This window comes from Wujia sp., from assembly GCF_056872695.1.
In genome coordinates this window covers 14580-38397 of record NZ_DBMFCD010000013.1, presented here as the reverse complement: position 1 = coordinate 38397, position 23818 = coordinate 14580, and the positions used below count along the sequence as shown (strand labels likewise).

The following is a 23818-nucleotide window of genomic DNA, read 5'->3' as shown; positions in this document are numbered from 1 at the left end:
GAAGGGTGTCACCTAAAATTGATACCCTTCTTTTTAAGAAAGGGAAGTAGAGATATGGCAGATGATAAGAATAAATACATCTTATCGATTCATGGCATGAGTAAATCATTCGGAAGAAACAAGGTTCTTAACCACATTGATTTGAATGTGAAGCCAGGATCCATCATGGGACTTATGGGTGAGAATGGTGCCGGAAAATCGACAATGATGAAATGTCTCTTCGGAACCTATCAGAAGGACGAAGGAACAATCGTATTAGATGGCAAGGAAGTTAATTTCTCTGGACCAAAGGATGCACTCGAAAACGGAGTTGCAATGGTACATCAGGAATTAAATCAGTGTCTGGAAAGAAATGTAATTGATAATTTGTTCCTCGGTCGATACCCAAAGAATTCGCTTGGCGTTGTCGATGAGGGCAGAATGAAAAAGGAAGCATCTGATCTGTTCAGAAAGCTTGGAATCACAGTGAACCTTACGCAGCCGATGAAGAAGATGTCTGTATCAAAACGTCAGATGTGTGAGATTGCGAAGGCAATTTCGTACAATTCAAAGGTAATTGTACTTGATGAGCCGACTTCATCCCTGACAGCACCGGAAGTAGCAAAGCTCTTCAAGATGATGCGTCAGCTTAAGGACCAGGGAATCTCCCTGATCTACATCTCCCATAAGATGGACGAGATCTTCGAGATCTGCGACCAGATTTCCGTATTGCGGGATGGCAGCCTCGTAATGACGAAGGACAGCAAAGATACAAACATGAACGAACTCATATCAGCCATGGTAGGCCGTTCTTTGGATAACAGATTCCCGCCGGTTGATAATACACCGGGAGAGACGATTCTCTCCGTGCAGAACCTTTCAACAAAATATGCACCGAAGCTCCAGAATATCTCCTTCGATGTGAAAAAAGGCGAGATATTTGGTTTGTATGGATTGGTCGGTGCAGGTCGTACAGAGCTTCTTGAGACGATATTTGGTATGCGTACAAGAGCAGCCGGAAACGTTATATATGATGGTAAGATGATGAATTTTGCATCTCCGAAGGACGCGATGAATCATGGATTTGCCCTCATTACAGAGGAACGTAAGGCAAATGGTCTGTTCTTAAAAGCAGATATTACATTTAACACAACCATTGCAAATATGAATCATTATAAGAGTGGACTTGCACTCTCACATGATGACATGGTGCGGGCAACCGCAGAGGAAATCAAGGTCATGCATACGAAATGTATGGGACCGGATGATATGATTGCAAATCTGTCTGGTGGTAATCAGCAGAAGGTAATCTTCGGTAAATGGTTGGAGCGGTCTCCGAACATCTTTATGATGGACGATCCGACAAGAGGTATTGATGTTGGAGCAAAATATGAGATTTACGAGTTGATCATTAACATGGCAAAGCAGGGTAAGACAATTATTGTTGTTTCTTCTGAGATGCCGGAGATTCTCGGAATCACAAACCGTATTGGCGTTATGTCGAATGGCCATCTGGCAGGTATTGTCAATACGAAGGAGACAAATCAGGAAGAATTATTAAAGCTTAGTGCGAAATATTTGTAATAGAGAGGAGTTTTGGCGATGGCAGATAAAAGTATGATCCTTTCGGCAGAAGCGGAAGCAGCGCTTTTGAAACCGATTGATGAATATGTAGGAAAAATACAGAAGCAGATCGATGCACTTCGTGTAGATGGATCTGACAAGGTTCGAAGCTTAAAGAACCATATCGCAATTGCGAAGGAAGATAAGAATTTAACAAAGGAAGAGAGAGCAAAGATTATTGCGAAGGATAAGGCAGATTTAGAAAAAGCAAAATCCGTAGAATCTGCAAACAAGGATAAGGTATCCAAGCTCATTTCCGATGCAGAGAGCTATCTCTCCAAGCATTATAAGAGTGATTATTATGAGAAGGTTGTTGCAAGTTGCGAGGCAGAAAAGGCAGCTGAGAACGCTTCTTATGAGAAAATCGTAGCAACGATCAAGACAGAGCACGAGCAGGCTTTGGCAAAGCTTTCTGATTCTGAGGAAATCAAGGATGAGAAGTATGTATATCGTAACCGCCTGTTTGATGCACAGATGACACATGAGTCTAAATTGCAGGAAATCAAGGATAGAAAGCACGATGCATTTGCTCATAAGTTCCATTTGATTGATCTGCTTCGTATGTCTAAGTATACATTTGGACAGAAGCAGTCACAGAAGGTGGAAAACTACAAGTACACATTCAATACAACACAGTTTTTGTATAAGAATGGTCTGTACATTGTAATTTTACTCATCTTTATTGCATTGTGTATCATCACACCGATTGTAAAGCATACACAGCTTTTGACACTGACAAATATCCTGAATATTTTGCAGCAGGCTTCGCCTCGTATGTTCTTAGCCCTTGGTGTTGCCGGTCTGATTCTGTTAACAGGTACCGACCTTTCCATCGGACGTATGGTAGGTATGGGTATGGTAACCGCAACCATTATCATGCACAGTGGTGTAAACACCGGTGGCGTATTCGGACATATCTTTGATTTTACAGGTATTCCGGTAGCGGGCAGAGCCATTATTGCACTTGTTGCATGTATTATACTTACAACCGTATTTGCAAGTATTGCCGGTTTCTTCATGGCGAAGTATAAGATGCATCCATTCATTTCAACCATGGCGAACATGCTGATTATCTTCGGACTTGTTACATACGCAACAAAGGGTGTATCCTTCGGTGCAATTGAGTCAAGTATTCCGAACATGTTTATTCCAAATCTTGGTGGATTCCCAACCATCATTATCTGGGCAGTTGTAGCAATCATCGTTGTATGGTTCATCTGGAACAAGACAACATTTGGTAAGAACCTTTACGCAGTTGGTGGTAATCCGGAAGCAGCTTCTGTATCTGGTATTTCCGTATTCAAGGTAACAATGGGAGCATTCATCTTAGCAGGTATCCTTTATGGATTTGGTTCATGGCTTGAGTGTAACCGTATGGTTGGATCCGGTAGTGCCGCATATGGACAAGGCTGGGATATGGATGCAATTGCAGCCTGCGTAGTAGGTGGTGTATCCTTCACAGGTGGTATCGGTAAGATCTCCGGTGTTGTAACTGGTGTACTGATCTTCACATCCCTTACATACTCTCTGACAATCCTTGGTATTGATACAAACCTTCAGTTTATCTTCGAAGGTATTATCATCCTTGCAGCTGTAACACTTGACTGTCTGAAGTATGTTCAGAAGAAGTAATCAAAGGAATCAAATAAAGTTGTAAACGAAGGAAGGGTCGCCTTGTCTATCGAAGAGGATGGAGAGGCGGCTTTTCCTGTATATTGTATATAATGTCAGAAGGCAATAAAACCAGTATATATAGCACTGTTTAATTGGAACAATATAGGATGTATTGTAACTAAGAAGTTCTAAATGTTCTGATATATAGAATTGGAGTAGGAAGCAAGCTGGTTGGAGCAAAAACTTGAAAATGAGGGAAAATCCCCCAATAAGGCAGGACTAGGAAGCAAGCTAGTTGGAGCAAATTCCCGAAATAGAGGAAAAATCCCCAATTGAGCAGGAATAGGAAGTAAGCTGGTTGGAGCAAAAACTTGAAAATGAGGGGAACTCCCCCAATAAGGCAGGAGTAGGAAACAAGTCAGTTGGAGCAGACTCTCGAAATAGAGGAAAAATCCCCAATTGAGCAGGAGTAGGAAGCAAGCTAGTTGGAGTAAATTTCCGAAATAGAAAGAAACTCCCCAATTAGGCAATAGACGGAAGCAACCAGCCAGATATTTAGGTATCTTTATAGTGATAACTTTGGTATAATAAGGATAGTAAAACAACAAAGAACAAAAAGAATTGCCGGGTAGTTCGGAAGCATTCTAATATGTGGATGGAGTTGCCAGGGAATAACGATTTAAATGCAGACCATTGGAACACGCCAGCACTTAACGAACAGCGCTACCGATTCGAAGAATGGTAGAGCTGTGAGTTTAGTGTCTGTTGCGTGTGGAAGTGAGCGGGAGCGCGTCTGCGTGGAATCGTTATTCCCTGCAACTCCTAACCCAAGACCAGATGCTTCCAAACCTACCCGGCAGGTGATAACAAGTGGGGTGCTACATGGAAAAATATAAAGTGCTTCTGGTGGATGATGAAGCAGAAGTCATCGAAGTAATTGAACAACGCATACAATGGGACGACCTTGGATTTACCGTCGTTGGTAACGCAACCAACGGAGTGAAAGCACTTGAACTGGTTGAGAAGCTTCAACCGGATGTCGTAATTACAGATATCAAGATGCCATATATGGATGGATTGGAGTTATCCCGTCGTTTAAACCGGGACTTTCAGAATATTCACATTATAATATTTACCGGGTTTGATGAGTTTGAATATGCAAAGGAAGCGGTGCATCTGGAGGTTGAGGAATATATGCTGAAACCGATAAATGCAACGGAACTGTCTGATTGCCTGAAACGTCTGAAGGACACGCTGGACCGGGAACGGGAAGAAAAACTGAATGTAACACGTCTGGAGAATTATTTCAATGCAGCACTTCCGGTACTGCAGAATAACTTCTTTGTATCTCTCATTGAGGGACGGGTAACAGAAGAAAACTGTGGGAAATTTTTTGCCGCGTATCAGATTGATATGAAAGGACCATATTATGGATGTGTAATTTTCCACACTTCGGAACATCATGTACCGGACGGTATGAATCCGTTGCTGCTTGCGATGTCTGTTGAACATGAGATCAAGGAACGGCTTGCGACAGAGTGGAAGAGCCGGGTATTCTCTTATCTTGGCAATACACTGATGCTGATAGAACTCGCCTCGGAGGACGCGATTGTGCAGTTTACGGATTCATGTGACCGCTTCTGCAAATGGGCGTATCGTGTGATGGGGGCAGTAGTTACGGCAGGTATCGGTCGTGTATGTGACAATATGGCAAATATTAAAACGTCTTACGATGGTGCCAGAGAGGCAGTATCATACAGGGTACTGTATGGAACGAAACGCGCGATCAATATTGCCGAGCTTGCACCGAAGGAACAGGAAACAACCTTGCAGCCGGAAGATACAAGAATGCATGATTTGTTCAAAGCTATTCATTTAGGGTTAAAGGAAGAGATTGAGAAGGTCGTTGTAAATGAAATAGAAAAGCTGCACAGCAATGCACAGACGGTCAGTCAGTATAATCTTGCAATCATGGAGATGGTGGGAGCATTTTACCGGTTTTGTGCAAATAATTTCCTTGATTTTAATGATCATCTGCATGGAATCCAGAATCCTTACGAGACGATTCCGCAGATGGATGAGAGTACACTTACCGCATGGATGCAGGAAGTTTCGGTAGAGCTTGGGGAACAGCTGAAAAATGCCCGAAACAGTACATCGAGACGGCTTGTGACTGATGCGCAGAATCTTGTACGTGAGCGTTATATGGAGCCGGATTTGTCATTGGACACGATCTGCTCTGTGCTCGGGGTATCGAATTCGTATTTTTCGTCGGTGTTCAAGAAGGAGACGGGAAAAGCGTTTATTACGTATCTGACGGATTACCGGATGGATCATGCGGCAACACTGATACTGGAAACAAATGAGAAAAGCTATCAGATTGCCGAGCGGGTGGGATATCTGGATGCGAATTATTTCAGTTATGTATTCAAGAAACGATTTGGCGTGTCACCGTCGAAATACCGGGCACAGCATACGAATCAGTAAGAAAAAAATAGGGGAAATGGATTGAAAACAAGAGAGATGGGAAAATTGCAAAAGAAGGAAAGCTGGCTTCAAAGGTGGATGAAAAAGCAGGGCTGGACACATCATAGGAGATTTATCGGACTGGATATCCAGTCAATCATTATGGCGGTTCTTACTGCACTTACGTTGATTACGACAATTACAATTGGTCTGCTGCTGTATAATCGTTTTAAAATGGCGATGAAGCAGACGGCTGTGTCGAACGCAGAGAGTATGGTCGAAAGCACGGTGGATAAGCTGGATGCGGAATTGTTGAATGTCCGTCAGATAATGAATGCAGTGAATTACAATATCATTCAGGAAAATGATATCTCCAGTGATGATTTTAACCGCCAGTTCAGCCTGCTTTATGAAATCAACACAGATAAGGTTCAAAGCATGGCGCTGTATGACAGCGATGGTGCACAGCTTGTGGCAGAGCCGGTTTCAGAACGCAAGAAGGGCGTAAAGGCATCCGAACAGGACTGGTATACAAATGCAGAGGAGGAGATTGAGAATGTGCATTTCTCCCTGCCGCATATCCAGAATCTGTTTGAGGACGGCACATACCGGTATTACTGGGTTATTTCCCTTAGCCGTTCCGTGGATATTAACGATGGGGAAAAACCGCGCAGCGGTGTCCTTCTGGTAGATATGAAATATTCTGTGATATCCAATACGATGAAGCGGATCAATGAGTCCTCAAATGGTATTTATTATTACCTATGCAATCGGGACGGACAGATGATTTACCATCCGAGACGTGCAGACATCGACCGTGGATATTTTTCAGAAAACTGTGAGAAAACATCGCAATTAGAAGACGGAACGTATGAGCTTTCCCTGAATGGAAGACCGGGAAATGTTGTTGTGAGTAGTGTGGCATATACCGGCTGGAAGCTGGTCGGTGTGATTCCGGATCGTGTACAGACCGCAAATATCAACCGGTTCCGGTATTATATTATCACAGCCATCCTGATTTTGATGATGATGCTGCTCGAAGTAAACCGGATCATATCAAGAAAGATTTCTCGTCCGATCCTGCGGCTGAATGAGTCGGTCAAGGCGTATGAGACAGGCGGAGATACGGATATTTATATTGGTGGTTCCTCGGAGATCAGGCATCTTGGATATTCGGTCAAGAAGTCCTATGAACAGATAGAGAATCTGATGCAGGAGATTATCCGGGAACAGACTGAACGCAGAAAGAGTGAGATGGATGCACTGCAAAGTCAGATTAATCCGCATTTCCTGTATAATACGCTCGAATCGATTACATGGATGGTTGAGGCACAGAAGAATAAGGAAGCGGTTCTCATGATTTCAGAGCTTGCCAGACTGCTTCGAATCAGTCTGTCAAAGGGCAGAACCGTAATCCGGATCGCGGATGAGCTGCAGCATAGCCGAAGCTATATGAATATCCAGCTTGTGCGCTATAAAGAACGGTTCCGCGTGGAATTTGATATTGATGAGGAAGTCAATGATTACTGTACGGTCAAGCTCATCGTACAGCCGATTCTGGAAAATGCAATCTATTACGGGGTTGGAAATATGGATGAGGATGACGGCGGAATGATTACGATACGCGGTGAGAAAAAGGGAGATGATATCTATCTCTCTGTTGAGGATAATGGCATGGGTATGAGTGAGGAGACGGTTGAAAATATCCTCAAGGATAACAATAAAGTGCCAAAACATGGTTCCGGCGTAGGACTTATCAATGTGCACAACCGGATTCAGTTGATGTTTGGTAACGAATATGGTCTTCTTGTTTACAGTGAGCCTGATGAAGGAACGAAGATTGTGATACACATTCCGGCAATTCCGTTTACGGAGGAGAACCGGCAGCAACTCGAGGCGCAGAGTTATAGAAAGGGGAGGGCTACAGATGAAACGAGATAAATTAACGTTCCTTATTGCAGAGCTTATTCTGATTGTTCTCGCAGCCTTCTTCATACATAAAATCTTCCGGGAGGATGTTGCTCAAAAGCGTGTAGCGGTTATCCTGCAGAATTCCGGCGACACCCGGTGGGAAGGTGTGATCAATGGATTAAAGCAATCTGCGAAAACCAATAATCTTCATCTGATCATCTGTAATACAGATGATATTGTAAGCGCGCAGGACGAGCGGGAGCTGATCGAGGAACAGCTGGAGAATGATGTGGATGCATTTATCCTGTGTCCGGCACCGGGGGCAGATACAAAGGAGATGCTGGACTGGCTCGGCGAGCAGAAGAAGCCATTTGTACTTCTGACAGAAGATGTTTATACCGGTGAACAGCCAGAGGCAAGCGGGTATGCGACAGTGAAATCGGATAATTACCAGATTGGATACGCACTTGGCACGCAGCTTATTACGCAGGACGAAGATGGGCTGAAAGGAAAAAGGATTGGCGTGATTGCCGGACGATCCAAGACGGAGGCAAGTGTGAATCGTATCCAGGGACTGAAGGACGCATTGGAGAAACAGGATTGCGAGATTGCATGGGAGTATAATGAAGAAAGCGACACTGATATCTGTGCGGTTGTTGATGCACAGGAGTCCGTCGATTATATGGTGGTAATGGATACGCAAGCCTTGGATACGCTGGGTGAACACGCGGAAAATGGTGTGTATAAGGATGCGAAGATCTTTGGCGTTGGTACGAGCATGAAATCGATTGCACTGCTCGATGCAGGACAGGTGCAGTGTCTGGTAATCCCGGATGGATACGGGATTGGTTATGAGAGTGTCGAGGAAATTGAAAAAGAACTGACACGGACATTTTACACGTTGAAGAGCCATGAGAAGGAAGTAAAAGTTATTTATAAAGAAGATTTGTTCTCGGATGAGATAGAAAGGTTTTTGTATTCGTATGAGTAGAAGAAATGCAAAGAAAAATATTATAGCATGGTTGTGCGTGTGGGTATTTTTGATTTCACTGACAGGCTGCGGAAAGCAGGACACAAAAGCCGATCATACGTTGCGTGTTGGTGTCGTGACATATACACCGGACGACCCGTTTATCAATGCAATGACAGATATTATAAAGAGCAATCTGAAGGCGAAAGAGAGCAATACGATGAAGGTAATCGTATCTGTAAGAAGCGGTGACAATGACCAGCAGGAGCAGGACGAGATCGTTGAGGAAATGATTGACGCCGGATGTGATGTTTTGTGCGTGAATCTGGTTGACCGGACAGCCCCGTCGAATATTGTCCGTATGGCTCGGCAGAATGATATTCCGGTTATTTTCTTTAACCGGGAACCGGTACAGGAGGATCTTCTTCAGTGGGATAAGCTTTTCTATGTTGGCTGTGATGCGGCACAGTCCGGTGAGATGCAGGGCGAGATCGCTGCGGAATATATTAAGAATCACCCGGAGGTCGATAAGAATGGCGATGGCAAGATCCAATATGTGCTTTTAGAAGGGGAAGCCGGACATCAGGATGCGATCAGCCGGACAGATCTGTCGGTTAAGACGATGATTGAGAATGAAATAGAACTGGAGAAACTCAGTTATCAGTTTGCAGACTGGAACCGGGCACAGGCAGAAAACCGGGTGAGTCAGTTGATCGATCAGTATGGTTCCGAGATTGAGTTGATTTTATCGAACAATGATGAGATGGCGCTGGGGGCTGTAGAGGCGTACAAAAATGCCGGTTACAGGCAGGTGGAGCGGCCGATTATTTTCGGCATTGATGGTCTGACCGATGCATTAGAGGCAGTGGAACATGGTACGATGCAGGGAACGGTCTATAACGATAAGGAAGATCAGGCGAGGATGATTGCACTTTTGACGGTCGCATTGTTTCAGGAAAGCGATATCGAAGGGTATGGTCTGGAGGATGACATCTATTATATGTCACAATATCGTAAGGTAGACGCGGACAACGTCGATACATTCCTTGGAAAGTAAGGAAGGCTGCAACTGGAATTATGCAGAAAATGAATGCACGGATGAATGGATGTATGACTGAATGCGCTGCAGACTAAATGCGTGGATGAATGGACGCACGGATGAATGGATGCGTGGATGAATGGATGCGCGGATGAATGGATGCGCGGATGAATGGATGCGCGGATGAATGGATGCGCGGATAAATAGATGCAGATGTTGATCGGTAGTATAAAAAGAAACGGAGAACAGCTATGCAGGAGACATGGTTAGAGCAATTTTACAACGAAATGGACGCGGAGAAGCGGCTGGACATATTGAATACGAATGCAGATAAAACTGTGAACGCAAGTGAAATGGCAAATCATTCCGCAGAAAATCCGGAAGAAGTGGATGTGGCGTTTATAAAGAAACTCTGGGTGGCGCGTTACGGAAAGCGCAAACCGAAGACGGATGCATTCGTCGGGTATCTGATGCAGCTCAAATATATTTCGGAGAGCGGGGCAAATGATATCGGTGGACAGAAGCGCAAGCAGGCAGTTGAGACCGTCTCCGGACTGTGCCTGTTTGATGCAGACAAGCGGCCGGAAGCCGAACAGGAAATCCTGCTGTCTGAGATGACGCATGCATTCCGGAAGTTTATTGATGTAAGCAGAAACGGCAGAGGGTTTACGTCGATCGTTTTCGGTATGGGGCAGTTATCCGATGAGGGTGTGGCGAAGAAAATCGCAGAACAGATCAGCGCGATTGCATTTACGGCGCCGCACATGCTGCATATGGAGAAGGAATTCGCATTGCTGCAGGAGGCCGCGAAGCGGGCATTCCGGGCGGAATACCCGAACCGGGAGCATTTCCTGAAGAAATTGTAATCTGAAATTAGGCAAGGGGTTGTCTCTTTCTGTATTGGGAAGGAGAGACTCCTTTTTGTTTGCGGAATAACCGGCTGAAATAGAGCTGGTCATCGTAACCGACGATCTTCGCAATCTCATAGATCGAATAATTGGTCTGCTCCAGAAGAATCTGTGCATTGTTGACGCGCAGCGATACGATAAACTGCATCGGTGTCATGCCGGTGTATTTCTTGAAGTTCCGGATAAACCAACTCACACTCATGCCCCTTGTCTGGGCGTAATTTTCTATACTGATATCCTGATTGTAATTCTCATTGAAATAGGTAACAGCACTGTGCATCTCCCGATCCAGATATTCGTTTTTCAGAATATGCACGCGTGTGAGTTCCCGCTGAAATACAATAAGCAGATGGCGAAGCAGCAGGGCAAGCATTTCCTCGTAGTGTTCCTGACATCGCTGTAATTCCTGAATAATCTGTTTGAAAATCTGTTCGTATTCGAGAGAGGAACCGACCGGAAATACTCTCTGGTTATCTTGCAGACCATAGCTTCGCAGAATATTTTTTACATCGGAACCCGTGAAGTGAATCCAGTAAACTTCGGTTTTATCTTCGCCATAATATTCGTATTTCTGTAATTCCTTTGGACGGAACAACACCATATTTCCGGCAGGGACGATCGTCTCATTTTCCGGTTTATCGAAATGAAAATGTCCAAGCCCGGACGAGATATAGATAATCTGATAATCCAGACGTCCCTTTGGACGGTAGGTCGGCATCTTCGGATCGTCGGTCAGACGATAGATGCCACAGCTTCCGACGATGAGCGGGCGGCTCTTGTCCTTGAAATCCTGATGAGAGTGATTTAAGTAACCGGTATTGATATACATAGGGACACCTCCTATTGCTCATTGTATCATGTCGCCTGCGGCTCCATGTTTGTATTCGCATTATGCTGGTATGTGCAAGCACATCCCATCGCAATGCTCATTGTATCATTTCGTCCATATTTTGTCCATTCCTGTTCATAGACTTTTTATACGGAAACCAGTATTATAATATCAGACAATACGGAAAGACAGAAAGTATGAACGGTTCATAGATAACAAAAAAATACATATATAGGAGGACGATTTATGATTGTGCCACGTTATTATGAAGATTTGGATTTCTTACATGAAAATACAATGCCGCCAAGAGCGTATTATATACCAGCTTCCCACCGAATGGAGGATCTGGTAGAGCATCGGGAGGCATCCGACCGCGTACAGATGTTAAACGGTATGTGGAAATTCCGGTATTTTGAGAGCATCTATGATGTGAGGGATGCATTTTATGAGAGCGGTTATGATACGTCGGATTTTGATGAGATTCCGGTGCCTGGTGTCTGGCAGATGGCAGGCTATGACACGCATCAGTACACGAATTTCCGCTATCCATTTCCGTTTGATCCGCCGTATGTGCCGCAGGATATTCCGTGTGGCGCGTATGTGCATACGTTTTCTTATGCGAAGGATGAGAAGGCTCCGAAGGTGTACCTGAACTTTGAGGGCGTGGATAGCTGCTTTTATGTATGGGTGAATGGCACCTATACCGGATACAGTCAGGTGTCCCATGCAACGAGCGAGTTCGATGTGACAGACGTGATAGAAGAGGGCGAGAATACGATTGCCGTACTTGTCTTGAAATGGTGCGATGGTTCGTATCTCGAAGATCAGGATAAGTTCCGGATGAGCGGTATCTTCCGGGATGTCTATCTTCTGAAGCGGCCGGAAAAGGCGGTGCAGGATTATCGGATCACGACGGAAATCACGGAAGCGTGTGCGAAAATTACATTGGATATCAGCTACTATCAGGAGACTCCGGTTACCGTATCCGTGGAGGATGCGGCAGGAAATGTGGTTGCACAGACGGAAATCAGCAAGGCTGGAACTGTGACATTGGAAATTGCAAACCCAGAGCTTTGGAATACGGAACATCCGTATTTATACACGATTATCCTGCAAAGCGCGGATGAGACGATCGTGGATGCGATTGCTTTGCGCACGGTAGCGATACAGAACAGGGTGCTATATTTCAATGGACAGGCAATCAAGCTGCGCGGTGTGAACCGGCATGACTCGGATCCGGTCACAGGATTTACAGTTGATGTTGCAAAGATCAAGAAGGATCTCACTTTGATGAAGGAGCATAATTTCAATGCGATTCGTTCGAGTCATTATCCGAATGCACCGTATTTTTATCAGATGTGCGACCGCTATGGATTCCTCGTGTGCGATGAGGCAGATATCGAAGCGCATGGACCATTTATGCTGTACCGCAAGGAGGATACAGACTACAACCGCTTCAAAAAATGGAACGAGAAGATTGCAGATGATCCGGCATGGGAGCAGGCGATTCTTGATCGCGTGAAGCGTATGGTTGCGAGGGATAAAAACCGCTTCTGTATCATTTTCTGGTCGATGGGAAATGAGAGCGCCTATGGATGTAATTTTGAAAAGGCGCTTGCATGGACAAAGAAATACGATCCATCCCGTATCACGCAATATGAGAGTGCGCGGTATCGGAATTACGATGTGACGTATGATTACTCAAATCTTGATCTGTACAGCCGGATGTACCCGGCACTTTCCGAGATCGAAGAGTATCTCGAGAAGGATGGCAGCAAACCGTTTCTGCTTGTGGAATATTGCCATAGCATGGGGAACGGGCCCGGCGATCTGGAGGATTATTTCCAGATAATCCAGAAGGATGCACGGATGTGTGGCGGATTCGTCTGGGAGTGGTGCGATCATGCGATTGCGCACGGACAGGCGGAAAATGGAAAGACGAAATATTATTATGGCGGCGATCACGGCGAGACAATCCATGATGGAAATTTCTGTATGGATGGACTGGTGTACCCGGATCGTACACCACATACCGGATTGCTTGAATATAAGAATGTGTACCGTCCGGTGCGTGTTGTATCTTATGATGAGAAGACCGGCAGACTTGTGTTGCATAACTATATGGATTTTGATGATATAAGCGACTATGCAGACATCTTGTATGAAATAACTGTGGATGGTCTGTGCGTGCAAAAGGGTGTGCTGGATGAGGTATCAATCGCACCGCACAGCGACGGTGTGATGACGCTCAAGTTGGACATTCCGCAGAGCGGCAAGGTGTATCTGAAGCTCCGGTATCAGTTGAAAAAAGAACTTCCATTGCTTCCGGCAAAGCATGAATTGGGATTTGATGAGGTGCTGCTTGCCAATGTCGATGGCAGAAACCAGACGGCAGTCAAATGGCTGGCAGAAGCGGAAGAGAAAAATGAGATCAGCGTCAGCGAAACCGATACAGAGATCACATTAAAGGCGAGCGATTTCACATATGCAATCAGCAAACGAACCGGACTTTTTACGAAGCTTCAATATGCAGGACGGGACTATCTGAACCATCCGATGGAACTGAACATCTGGCGGGCACCAACGGATAATGATATGTATATCCGCGCAAAATGGGAAAACGCACATTTTCACGAGGCGTACACAAGAGCGTATAAGGTGGAGACAATTCAGAACCAGTACGGCGTGATTGTGATGAGTCATGTCGGCGTTGTAGCACCAACGGTACAGAAGATTCTGGATGTCGAGCTCGTGTGGAAGGTGGAAAGTTCCGGAAGAATTACCGCATCCATGGAGGTAAGCAAGGATGCAGAGTTCCCAGAACTTCCGAGATTCGGTGTGCGTGTATTCTTCAACATGAATCTTTCTGAGGCTTCGTATTATGGCATGGGACCGCAGGAGAGCTACCGTGACAAGCACAGAGCTGCGAGTCATGGATTGTATCGCAGTGCGGTGAAGGATCTGCATGAGGATTACATTATGCCACAGGAAAATGGCAGTCATTTCGATTGTGATTATGTCGAACTGTACAACGGCCGGTATGGAATCGCGGCAGTGTCTGAGACACCATTTTCATTTCAGACGTCAAACTACACACAGGAAATGCTGGCACAGGCAAGGCACAATTATGAATTGGAAGAATCGGACAGTACGGTATTATGTATCGATTATGCGTTAAATGGCATCGGCTCCAACAGTTGTGGACCGGAGGTACTTGCGGCACATCGATTTGATGAGAAGAAATTTCAGTTTGGGTTTACATTCGTTCCGTATGTGAAGGGATGATTGAAGGCAAACAAAAAGCTGGGACTTTTGTCTCAGCTTTTTCATGTCTATGTAATTACCTGCACAACAAATTACCCACGCAACAGCAATTCTTTCTCAATCATTTTTCCATTCCGGTAGTAGAATCTTGGAACTCGCTTGCTGACAGCACAGGTTAATTCGTACGGAATCGTGTTTGCCAGAGCTGCCATGTCGTTGATGGAGTTCTTCTTTCCGAAGATTTCAATCTCACTGCCGACATCGACCTGCATCTTATCCGTCAGATCAATCATGCACATATCCATGCAAATCTTTCCGCGCTGGTAAACCGGACCTTCCTCCGACATCAGGGTGCAGCGGTTGGAGAGCGCACGGAAGAATCCATCGGCATAGCCGTAAGGGATAACGCCCATACGTGTCGTTTTGTCCGTTACATAGATGCCGCCGTAGCTGATTGCGGTACCGGCGGGGTAGGTCTTGATCGTGCTGACAGTTGTCTTTAAGCTCATGACTGGCTGGAGTCCAAGCTCATCTGCGAATTCGCCATAGCCGTATAACAAAAGTCCCGGTCTTACCATATCGAGCCATGTTTCCGGATAGCGTGCAACCGCACCGGTATTGGCACAGTGGCGGATGGCGAACCGTCTGCCGAGCTTTTCCTCGACGCTTTTGATCACATCGGTAAATAACTGGAACTGATGCTCCGTGTAGGCTTTGCATGCATCACCAGGCTCATCGGACACAGCAAAATGTGTAAAGATACCTTCGGCGTAAAGCCCGGGAAGCGAGCAACCCTCACAGATACCTTCCACGCCGGTATCAAAATAATCACCGTCGCACAGATAACCAAGTCGTGACATTCCGGTGTCAACCTTGATATGAATCTTCAACGTACCACCGCATTTCACAGCTTCTTCACTGTATTCAAGTGCCTTCGCCTTACAGGTAACAGCCTGTGTAATGTTGTACTCAATCAGACGGCTGACCTGCTCCTTCGGCGTATGTCCAAGAATCAGAATCGGCATCGTAATGTCATTTAAACGAAGTTCAATCGCTTCATCAATGCTGCTGACCGCCAGATAATCAGCACCTAGCTCCTGCAGCAGGCGGCTTACCTGTACGGAGCCGTGTCCGTAGGCATCGGCCTTAACAACACCTAAAAACTTGACATCCGCACCAATCCGGTCGCGCAATGTTTTATAATTATGAGCAAGGGCATCCAAGTCAATTTCCGCCCATGTCCGCTTCAATGTGGAATCCATCTTTCGCACCTCGATTATGCAATATTTTGATACCTATTCTAGCACAAACCGACAAGAGATTCCATAGATGGATGCAGGAAAATGAATCAGTTTCTTTTTTGTTTAGAAAATATGCTTCCGTATGCTATAATGATAAAAGTATAATTTATAAGAACGAAACATATGGGAGGAATACGCGTGATTACAGGCGATGTGATATTTGATTTACCATTTTATAATGCAAAAGGAATTCTGACGGGGGGCGATATTTATGGACCGCGGTACCGGATCGCAAAGCTCACGGTCGAGCATGAACCCGTGGAGGAAGGTGGCGAGACGACTTCCGAGAATTTCTTTGAAGTGTGTATATGGCATGCAAGTACCTGCTATGAGAAGACACCGGAGGAGCAGATCACAAGGAAAACATTTCCGTTTGATGCAGAGGGAAGGGAAGCTGTGCTTGCATGGTTGAATGAACAGATACCGGAGAGGTGAGAGTATGAAGTTTTTACATTTGGCAGATTTACATCTGGGAAAAACATTGGGGGATTTTGATCTGAAGGATGACCAGCGGTACATCCTGCAGCAGATTTTGGAAATTGCAGAGTCAAAGCAGGTGGATGCAGTTTTGATAGCCGGGGATGTGTTTGATAAGACGGTTCCAAGTGAAGGGGCAGTGCAAATTTTAGATGAATTTATCCGGGCGTTAGTCAAACATCATTTGCAGGTGTACATGATCAGCGGAAATCATGATTCGGATGAACGGTTGAATTTTGGAAGCAGCTTATTTGAAGCAAACGATGTGCACATTGCAGCAAAATATCAGGGGGAATTATTTCATTATGTGGCAGAGGATGCTTATGGGATGGTGCACATTTACCAGCTTCCGTTTGTGAAAGCATCCCAGGTGAAGCGTGCATTTCCTGATGCGAAGATCGAGACATATGAGGATGCCGTGCGGGAGGTGCTGGCACACGCAGAAATCGATCCGGCGCAGAGAAATATTCTGGTAGCACATCAGTTTGTGTCCGGAAAGGGGAAGGATCCAACGCTGGGAGGTTCCGAAGGTGCGCTGACACAGCATGTTGGAACGGTAGAGAAGATCGGGTATGACAGCTTCGGTGCATTTTGTTATGTGGCACTCGGACATATCCATTCTTCACAGAGTGTTGGTAGAGAGGAAGTGCGGTATGCAGGTTCGCCACTCAAATATTCCCTTTCAGAGGCTGGTTCGGTGAAGCAGATTCCTAGTGGCGTGCGTGAACGGGATGGCGCAAAGCAGGTGCCAATCGTGACAGTGGATGGAGAAGGCCAGGTGACGATCGAGCAGGAGAAGCTTGTTCCGATGCGGGATTTAGTCCATATCAGAGGAGCTTTTGCAGATATTGTAAAGGACGAGAATCTCATAGAAAATACGCAGGACTTTGTCTACGTGACGCTGACCGACGAGGACGTTATTCCGGATGCGATGCGAATCATGCGGCAGTATTATCCGAATACGATAAAGCTGGATTATGATAATTCCCGTACGCGGGAGCTTGCACATGTGGATGTGGTGCAGGCAACGCAGAGCCGGTCATATGAGGATCTGATTGCTGACTTTTATAAGCAGATGTATGGGGTGGAGATCAGCGAAGAGGAAATGAATATGATGAAGGACGTGGCAAAGGAGGTGGGAATCTATGAAGCCGACTAAATTGGTAATGCAGGCATTTGGTGCGTATGCGGAGCAGACAGAAATTGATTTCACGCAGTTTGAGGAGAAAGGTTTGTTTCTGATCTGTGGAGATACCGGGGCAGGAAAAACAACGATCTTTGATGCAATCAGCTATGCACTTTATGGCGAGGCAAGTGGAAGCTATCGCGATACAAAGAATCTGAAAAGCGAGTATGTGGATAAGAAAGTGGAGAGTTTTGTTGAATTTTATTTCACACATCAGGGCAAGGACTATCATGTGTGCAGAAAACCGAGCTTTAAATATACCAACCGAAATGGGAAGCCAGATGAACAGGCAGAAAAGGTGATTTTCTATCAGGCGGATGGAACAACGCTGGAAGGTGCTAAGAACGTTGATGGAACGAAAGAGAAGCCAGGCGCGATTCCACAACTTCTGAATATGGATGCGGGACAGTTTATGCAGGTTGCAATGATTGCACAGGGAGAATTCTGGAAGCTGTTAAATGCAAAGACGAACGAACGGACTGACATCCTGCGTACGATCTTCCAGACCGACGCCTATAAGAAACTGGAACAGAAATTGGAAAATCGCAAGAAGGTAAGTTATTTGGCACGTAAGGAAAAGGAGCAGAGTATTTCCCAGTCGTTCCGAGAGGTAAAGGTGGAGTCTGCCGGGATTTCGGGAGAAGCATCTGGAATCCTGGCAGAAAACTTGACGTTGACGGAGAATTCAGAGGAACAGCCGCTGTCCGTGGCGCAGCGCATCTGTAATTTGCAGGAGAAGCTGCAGGATAGCAAAGCGGTATGGAATATCGAGGAGATGCTTACGCTGTTGCAGGCAATTATTGAGGAAGATATGGAAAAAGCAGGCCAGAAGGAGAAAGCGCTTGCACAGGCAGAGGAGGAACTGCAGAATTTGCAGGGTACGCTTGTATCAGCGAAGGATAATAATGCGATATTGGAGCGGTACATACGGACGAAGGAAGAACAGCAGGTATTAGAAGCACAGAAGGAACCGTTTGTGCAGCGAAAGATACAGCTTGATCGCAGGAAGCAGGCAACCTATAAAGTAAAGCCGGAGTACGATGCGTGGATTGCCAAGGAACGTGAATGGGAACGGACAAAGCAACTTATCAATGAGGGAGAACAGGCACTTGCAGATTGTCAGATGCGTGCCGGCAAGGCAGATGCTAAGGTAAAAGATACGGAGATGTTGCGTCCCGAAGTGGAGCAATGCCAGAAGCTTGTCGATAAAGTGCGTGAGGAAGAGCCACGTTATAAAGAGCGGGAAACGTTGCAGCATGAACTTGGACAGATCCAGTTACAGCTTGCGGCACAGGAACAGCAGGAAGCGGCGCTTGGAACAGCCGAACAGACATTGCAGAAGAGGATTAGAGAGCTGCAGGAGCAGCAGGCAATGTGGAAGGAAGAACCACAACAGCTTGCGCAGGCGCAGGCAGCATATGACAAACAGCTGGACAGCCAGAGAAAAATGGAGGCCATTGCGAATAATCTGATTCCTGCATGGAAACGGAAACAACAGGAATTGGAGAAAGCCCAGAAACAATACCGGGAAAAGCAGGCAGCGTATGAGGCAGCGAAGGAGGCATATACGCATGTAGACAGACTGTATCGCGCAAATCTGGTAGGAATTCTGGCAAGTGATCTGGCAGAGGGTGAGCCGTGTCCGGTATGTGGAGCTACACATCATGAGAAACTTGCGACACTGGTCGAGACATCTGTGACAGAAGAACAATGCAAAGAATTAAAGGCGGCGGAAGAGGAAAAACTGGAAGCATTTAATCAGGAAACAGCCAGAGCTTCGTCTTTGCGGGCAGATGTGCAGGCAAAGGAGCAACAGATAAAAGAGGAGATACAGGGATGCGTGCTGCCAGAGTTTAGCGGTGGTGTTGAGGTATTAGAGGAACTGATCGTAATCTTCGAGCGGCAGCGAGCAATGCTGGTAGATGCAGTTGCACAAAGTGTGGAAAATCTGGAGCAGCTGCAACAAAACTGTGCAAAGCTTGGAGAAGTCGAAACAGAGCTTGTGCGTGCACAGGGGGCGGAAACGACACAGCTTGCAGAGCGGAGAAAGGCGCTTGCAGAGGAGAAACAAGCACTGGTAGCAAAGCAGGCATCTTCACAGGCAACCTTTACAGCGTTACAGACGTTGTCGTATCCGGATTGGAAATCAGCCAGCCTGGCAGGAAATCGTGCAATGACCCGCGTAACAGAGCTTCAGACCGCCATAGAGTCTGCAACGAAGGAGAAGAAAGCAGCAGATGAGGCGGTGGCACGCGTACAGGCATCCATTGCAACACAGAAGCAGGCACTTGAACAGCAAAAGACCGATGCACAGATGTTAAAACAGCGGATGGATGGAAAGCTGTCTGCCAGTCAGTTTGCATCTGTCGAAGAGATGCAGGCACAGGTAGCAACGGATGCCGAGATACATGCAGAGGAAAAGAAACTGACGGACTATGACAAAAAGGTGACAGAGGTTACTGCCAGACTGGCACAGCTGGAACAGGAGCAGGATGCCAGACATCGCACGACAGTTGATCTTGAACAGTTACAGCAGGCATATACCGGGAAGCGTACACAGGTGGAAACACTTCGGACAGCATTGCAGGCCGTTATGTTCCGCATACAAAATAATCGGGAAAAACAGCAGAATATCCGTGTACAGCAGACCGCATATGAGAAGGCAAAACAGGAAAATGACACAAGCTACCGGTTGTACCATCTTGTATCCGGGCAGACCGGAAATGGAAGAATCACGTTTGAACAGTATATTCAGGCAGCAGGCTTTGACAGCATTCTTCAGGCGGCAAACCGGCATCTGCTTCCGATGAGTGACAACCAATTCCAGCTGTACCGGCAGACAAATTCTGTTGGAAAACAGACCAATACATTTCTGGATTTGGAGGTTCTGGATATCAATACCGGAAAACGCCGTCCGGTTGGAAATCTGTCAGGCGGTGAGAGCTTTAAAGCCTCATTATCGCTGGCACTTGGCTTGTCGGATACGATCGCGGAAAATCGAGGAGGTATCCAGATGGATGCACTGTTTGTTGATGAGGGATTTGGCACGTTGGATTCGAAGTCGCTTGAGGAGACAAAGGACGCGTTACTCAGCATGTCAGGAGAAAATAAACTGGTTGGTATTATCAGCCACCGGGATGAACTGATGGATATTCCGCAGAAGCTGCGTGTTACAAAGGGCAGAGGGGGCAGCCGGATTCAGATGGAGACAGCGGTTTAAGAGAAAATATAGAACCAATATAGAACCAGGGACAGATATTGAGATGGCAAAGTTGCCTGCTCAATTGTCTGTCCCTGTTTATGTGTTATGCTGATGCGGAAAATGCACGCATTTGTGCTGTGCATTTGACGACTGCTAATCAGAACGTAGGTTGTATCTGTTAATCAACGCAGAAAGGTAAGTTTAGCCGTGGAATTCGATCGTGTAATGGAACCTGGATTCAGTGTTTGCATCCAGTCTCTGCTCGCCTGGTTTCTCAGCCAAATCTCCGGTGAAATCCATGTTATCGGTACGTCCGATCCAAGGCTCTAAGCAGACATACGGACCATCCGGTTTTGACCAGATACCAACATATGGGAAGTCCGTGCAGGTAAGTGTGACAAATGGCTTCTTGTCCGCATCGACGAGTCCGACACTTGGAAGCTGTCCGTTCTCGAAGATCAGCGCGTCCTTGTCGAACAGGGTATCTGTGACAGGAACGTAAGCGTTGCCTGCGTCGTTGAATGGATAACGCTTGCTCGTATCGGCAAGTCCGGAACCGGCTGCATCAAGCAGGAGATAGTGTCGAGGTTTTGCATCCGGCAGGACGATGGAGTATTCGCTCCGTGCATGTCCCGGTGCAATCTGGAAGCCCGGATGTCCGCCGATGGAATATAGCATTTCGCTTGAACCAAGATTTTTCACTGTCCATGTGACGTGCAGGAGACGTGGATTTTCTGCATCGAAGCAGTGTGAGATCAGCAATTCAAATTCAAATGGATAGATCGCTAGTGTCTCGTCCGAATACACAAGCTTGTGTGTGATCGAATCCGTGGTTTCTGCAATGCAGGTGAATTCCGCATCGCGCGCGAAACCATGCTGTGTCTTCATGGTATAGGAGTTTCCGTTGTAGTGGTATGTATTGCTATTTACCTTTCCGACAAATGGGAATAGAACAGGTGCATGTCGGTTCCAGACTGCCGGATCGGCACACCAGATCCGTTCGAAATCCTGTGCCTTATCGTAGACACTTGTGAGCTCGGCACCATGGTCAGATACCGTGACTTTTAAATAATCATTTTCAATCGTATGTAACATGTGTGATACCTCCTAAAACAAATTCTCTTTCGTCAACATCTCGTCGACAATTCCCAGAATCGAATTAAGCTCATAGCGGAACCGCTGGCGTGCCTCGTCAAGGAAATGCTCGTTCTTTTTATATTTGCCAAGCTCAAATGCATCGGTTCCGTTGTTCAATGCAAGCGTCACGATTCCCTGATTAAACTCGATATTCGTATAGCCATTTACAATCATATCCGCCTGTACGATATGTTCCATGAACTGCGGTGTCAGTACATAGAATGCAAGCTGTGGGTCGGATGTGTCGACCTTGAACTGCTGGTTGAACTGTGCATTTTCCGTCTCAACCGTGTTTCGGTCGATGTTGAACAGATCCGCTGCACCGTTTATGATACCGGAGAAAAATCCCTTCTCCTTGCGCGGATTCTTGCGCTCGCGGATGCGGACATAACCATTTAACGGCTGGCGCAGTGCCAGATTGATGACGGGACCGCGGAACACCGTGTAATAGGAAGTGGTTGTGTTGCCGTCGCTGTCGGTGCTTTCCTGCTCGACTTCGAGATGCAGGTCACAATAGGTGATCAGTACACCGCGATAAGTTCCGCTGATATAGTCGGAGCCACTGGAACGATCGTAGTTTGGAAGAATGCTGCAATGCTCGAGGAAATCTTTGTTAAAATACTGGTTTGGATTGTACTGCTCAATCGCGATGCGTTCTGCGAGGATTTCTCTGACAACGGACTGACCGACCAGATCCTTCATCTTATTCTTCTGATCGCTCAGATGTTCAAGATATTTCGCGGAAAGGATGAACGCAACTATACCGACCAGAATGATGCAGATGCCAAGTGCAGTATTGCCCGACTGGATCGTCGAGATCCCAGCCATAATGATTCCCATGGCAATGAAAAATAAAATGGGAGTCAGGATTAATCCACCCCGTTGTCTTTTCTGGCTGGATGCGATCTGGGATAGAAGCTGTTTATCATTTGGATTTGCCATAGTATGTAATATACCTCGATTCGTCTAAAATAAATTATCCTTCGTCAGAATCTCGTCGATGATGCTTAGGATATTCTGGAATTCATCGCGGAACCGCAAGCTGGTTTCATCCAGACGGGATTTGCTCCAAAGTGTCTTAGTGAGTTCGAAAGAATTTTTCCCGTTATTTAGTGCCAGCGTGACTCTGCTGTTCGCAAATTCAATCTTCGTATAGCCGTCGACCTTCTCATCTGCAGCAACAATATGTTCCATGAATTGTGGCGTGAGAATATAGAAGGCAAGCTCGTCATCGGAAGTGATTACCTTGAACTGCTGGTTGAAAGGATCGCTCTCCATCTCAACCTTGTTCTGGTTCATGCCGAGAAATTCTACTGCACCGCTGACGATACCGGAGAGAAAACCATTTTCTTTGCGTGGATTCTTGCGCTCACAGATACGGACAAAACCATTGATATTGGTCTTCGTATCAAGTGTGATGACATGTCCGAGGAAGTTCGTGCGGTAGCGGGTCCTTTTCCGTCCGTTTTTATCCCGGTAGGTATCCTTATACTGCAGATGCAGATCGCAGAAGGTGAATGGAACGCCGCGGTAAGTACCGAATACATAATCTGAGCCGGAGATACGATCGTAGTTTGGAAGAATGTTGCAGTTTTTCACGAAGTCCGGGATTTGATTTTCCGTTCCAATGCATTTACAGACTTTCCGAGTACGACCAGAAATGGGATACAGAGCAGACCAAGGATTACGAAGAAGATTCCTTTCCCTATATTTCTGTCCCAATTTGCAACCCCCCAAAAAATCGCTGCAGGCATGGCAATAAATAGAAGTGGATGAATAAAGTTCAGAAATTGAATCATCCGCTGCTTGCCGGAAATCTGCGATACAATCTGTGAATCGGATAGTTTTGAATCCATAATGTACACCCCCACTTATTTTGCATTATTATACATGGAAAAAACGAGGAATGCAA

General features: G+C 46.0%; 17 protein-coding genes. 11 read left to right on the top strand and 6 right to left on the bottom strand.

All coding sequences use genetic code 11. From position 1 onward, the window contains the following. Positions 1-54: 54 nt before the first annotated feature. The 7 genes from ACZQK9_RS11520 to ACZQK9_RS11490 all read left to right on the top strand — a co-directional run bounded on the left by ACZQK9_RS11520 (position 55) and on the right by ACZQK9_RS11490 (position 10468). Complete coding sequence (locus ACZQK9_RS11520; RefSeq protein ID WP_117781477.1) at positions 55-1563, top strand: sugar ABC transporter ATP-binding protein; 1509 nt, start codon at positions 55-57, stop codon at positions 1561-1563. Between the two features lie 18 nt (positions 1564-1581). After that, on the top strand, positions 1582-3234 hold the full coding sequence (locus tag ACZQK9_RS11515; RefSeq protein ID WP_483270655.1) for an ABC transporter permease subunit: 1653 nt from the start codon (positions 1582-1584) through the stop codon (positions 3232-3234). An 864-nt stretch (positions 3235-4098) separates the two neighbouring features. Continuing rightward, positions 4099-5703 carry a response regulator gene (locus ACZQK9_RS11510; protein ID WP_483270654.1) on the top strand — a complete coding sequence of 535 codons (1605 nt, stop codon included), beginning with the start codon at positions 4099-4101 and terminating at the stop codon, positions 5701-5703. 78 nt (positions 5704-5781) lie between these two features. Continuing rightward, a complete protein-coding gene (locus tag ACZQK9_RS11505) occupies positions 5782-7623 on the top strand; it encodes a cache domain-containing sensor histidine kinase (RefSeq protein WP_483270675.1) in 1842 nt (613 codons plus the stop codon). Continuing rightward, a complete protein-coding gene (locus ACZQK9_RS11500) occupies positions 7610-8584 on the top strand; it encodes a substrate-binding domain-containing protein (protein WP_483270653.1) in 975 nt (324 codons plus the stop codon). The genes ACZQK9_RS11505 and ACZQK9_RS11500 overlap by 14 nt, the downstream gene beginning before the upstream one ends. Further along, on the top strand, positions 8577-9620 hold the full coding sequence (locus ACZQK9_RS11495) for a galactose ABC transporter substrate-binding protein (RefSeq protein ID WP_483270652.1): 1044 nt from the start codon (positions 8577-8579) through the stop codon (positions 9618-9620). The genes ACZQK9_RS11500 and ACZQK9_RS11495 overlap by 8 nt, the downstream gene beginning before the upstream one ends. 233 nt (positions 9621-9853) lie before the next feature. Next, positions 9854-10468, top strand: a complete 615-nt coding sequence (locus ACZQK9_RS11490; protein ID WP_483270651.1) for a DUF6553 family protein — start codon at positions 9854-9856, stop codon at positions 10466-10468. Between the two features lie 7 nt (positions 10469-10475). Here the strand turns inward: ACZQK9_RS11490 and ACZQK9_RS11485 are convergent, their stop codons facing one another. Next, a complete protein-coding gene (locus ACZQK9_RS11485; protein WP_483270650.1) occupies positions 10476-11339 on the bottom strand; it encodes an AraC family transcriptional regulator in 864 nt (287 codons plus the stop codon). Between the two features lie 246 nt (positions 11340-11585). Here ACZQK9_RS11485 and ACZQK9_RS11480 point away from each other — a divergent pair, with 246 nt between their 5' ends. Then, positions 11586-14624: a glycoside hydrolase family 2 TIM barrel-domain containing protein gene (locus tag ACZQK9_RS11480; RefSeq protein WP_483270649.1), complete on the top strand. Its 3039-nt coding sequence runs from the start codon at positions 11586-11588 to the stop codon at positions 14622-14624. A gap of 71 nt (positions 14625-14695) precedes the next feature. On the opposite strand, the gene alr is transcribed toward ACZQK9_RS11480, so the two are convergent. Further along, on the bottom strand, positions 14696-15865 hold the full coding sequence (gene alr, locus ACZQK9_RS11475) for an alanine racemase (RefSeq protein ID WP_483270648.1): 1170 nt from the start codon (positions 15863-15865) through the stop codon (positions 14696-14698). 177 nt (positions 15866-16042) lie between these two features. On the opposite strand from alr, the gene ACZQK9_RS11470 reads away from it, so the two are divergent. Genes ACZQK9_RS11470 through ACZQK9_RS11460 form a run of 3 tightly spaced genes read left to right on the top strand, consistent with a single transcriptional unit; the run spans position 16043 to position 20787 of the window. After that, a complete protein-coding gene (locus tag ACZQK9_RS11470) occupies positions 16043-16339 on the top strand; it encodes a hypothetical protein (RefSeq protein WP_021985030.1) in 297 nt (98 codons plus the stop codon). 4 nt (positions 16340-16343) lie between these two features. Continuing rightward, entirely contained in the window at positions 16344-17540 is a 1197-nt protein-coding gene (locus ACZQK9_RS11465) for an exonuclease SbcCD subunit D (protein ID WP_483270647.1), read from the top strand. Continuing rightward, complete coding sequence (locus ACZQK9_RS11460; RefSeq protein WP_483270646.1) at positions 17527-20787, top strand: AAA family ATPase; 3261 nt, start codon at positions 17527-17529, stop codon at positions 20785-20787. The genes ACZQK9_RS11465 and ACZQK9_RS11460 overlap by 14 nt, the downstream gene beginning before the upstream one ends. A 183-nt stretch (positions 20788-20970) precedes the next feature. Here the strand turns inward: ACZQK9_RS11460 and ACZQK9_RS11455 are convergent, their stop codons facing one another. The 4 genes from ACZQK9_RS11455 to ACZQK9_RS11440 are packed head-to-tail and all read right to left on the bottom strand — an operon-like array spanning position 20971 to position 23762. Beyond that, positions 20971-21864: an aldose 1-epimerase family protein gene (locus ACZQK9_RS11455; RefSeq protein ID WP_483270645.1), complete on the bottom strand. Its 894-nt coding sequence runs from the start codon at positions 21862-21864 to the stop codon at positions 20971-20973. A gap of 12 nt (positions 21865-21876) precedes the next feature. Then, entirely contained in the window at positions 21877-22848 is a 972-nt protein-coding gene (locus ACZQK9_RS11450; protein ID WP_483270644.1) for a DUF3137 domain-containing protein, read from the bottom strand. 24 nt (positions 22849-22872) lie between these two features. Beyond that, positions 22873-23505, bottom strand: a complete 633-nt coding sequence (locus ACZQK9_RS11445) for a DUF3137 domain-containing protein (RefSeq protein ID WP_483270643.1) — start codon at positions 23503-23505, stop codon at positions 22873-22875. Beyond that, positions 23502-23762, bottom strand: coding sequence for a hypothetical protein (locus tag ACZQK9_RS11440; protein ID WP_483270642.1), 261 nt, complete (start codon positions 23760-23762; stop codon positions 23502-23504). The genes ACZQK9_RS11445 and ACZQK9_RS11440 overlap by 4 nt, the downstream gene beginning before the upstream one ends. Between the last annotated feature and the right edge of the window lie 56 nt (positions 23763-23818).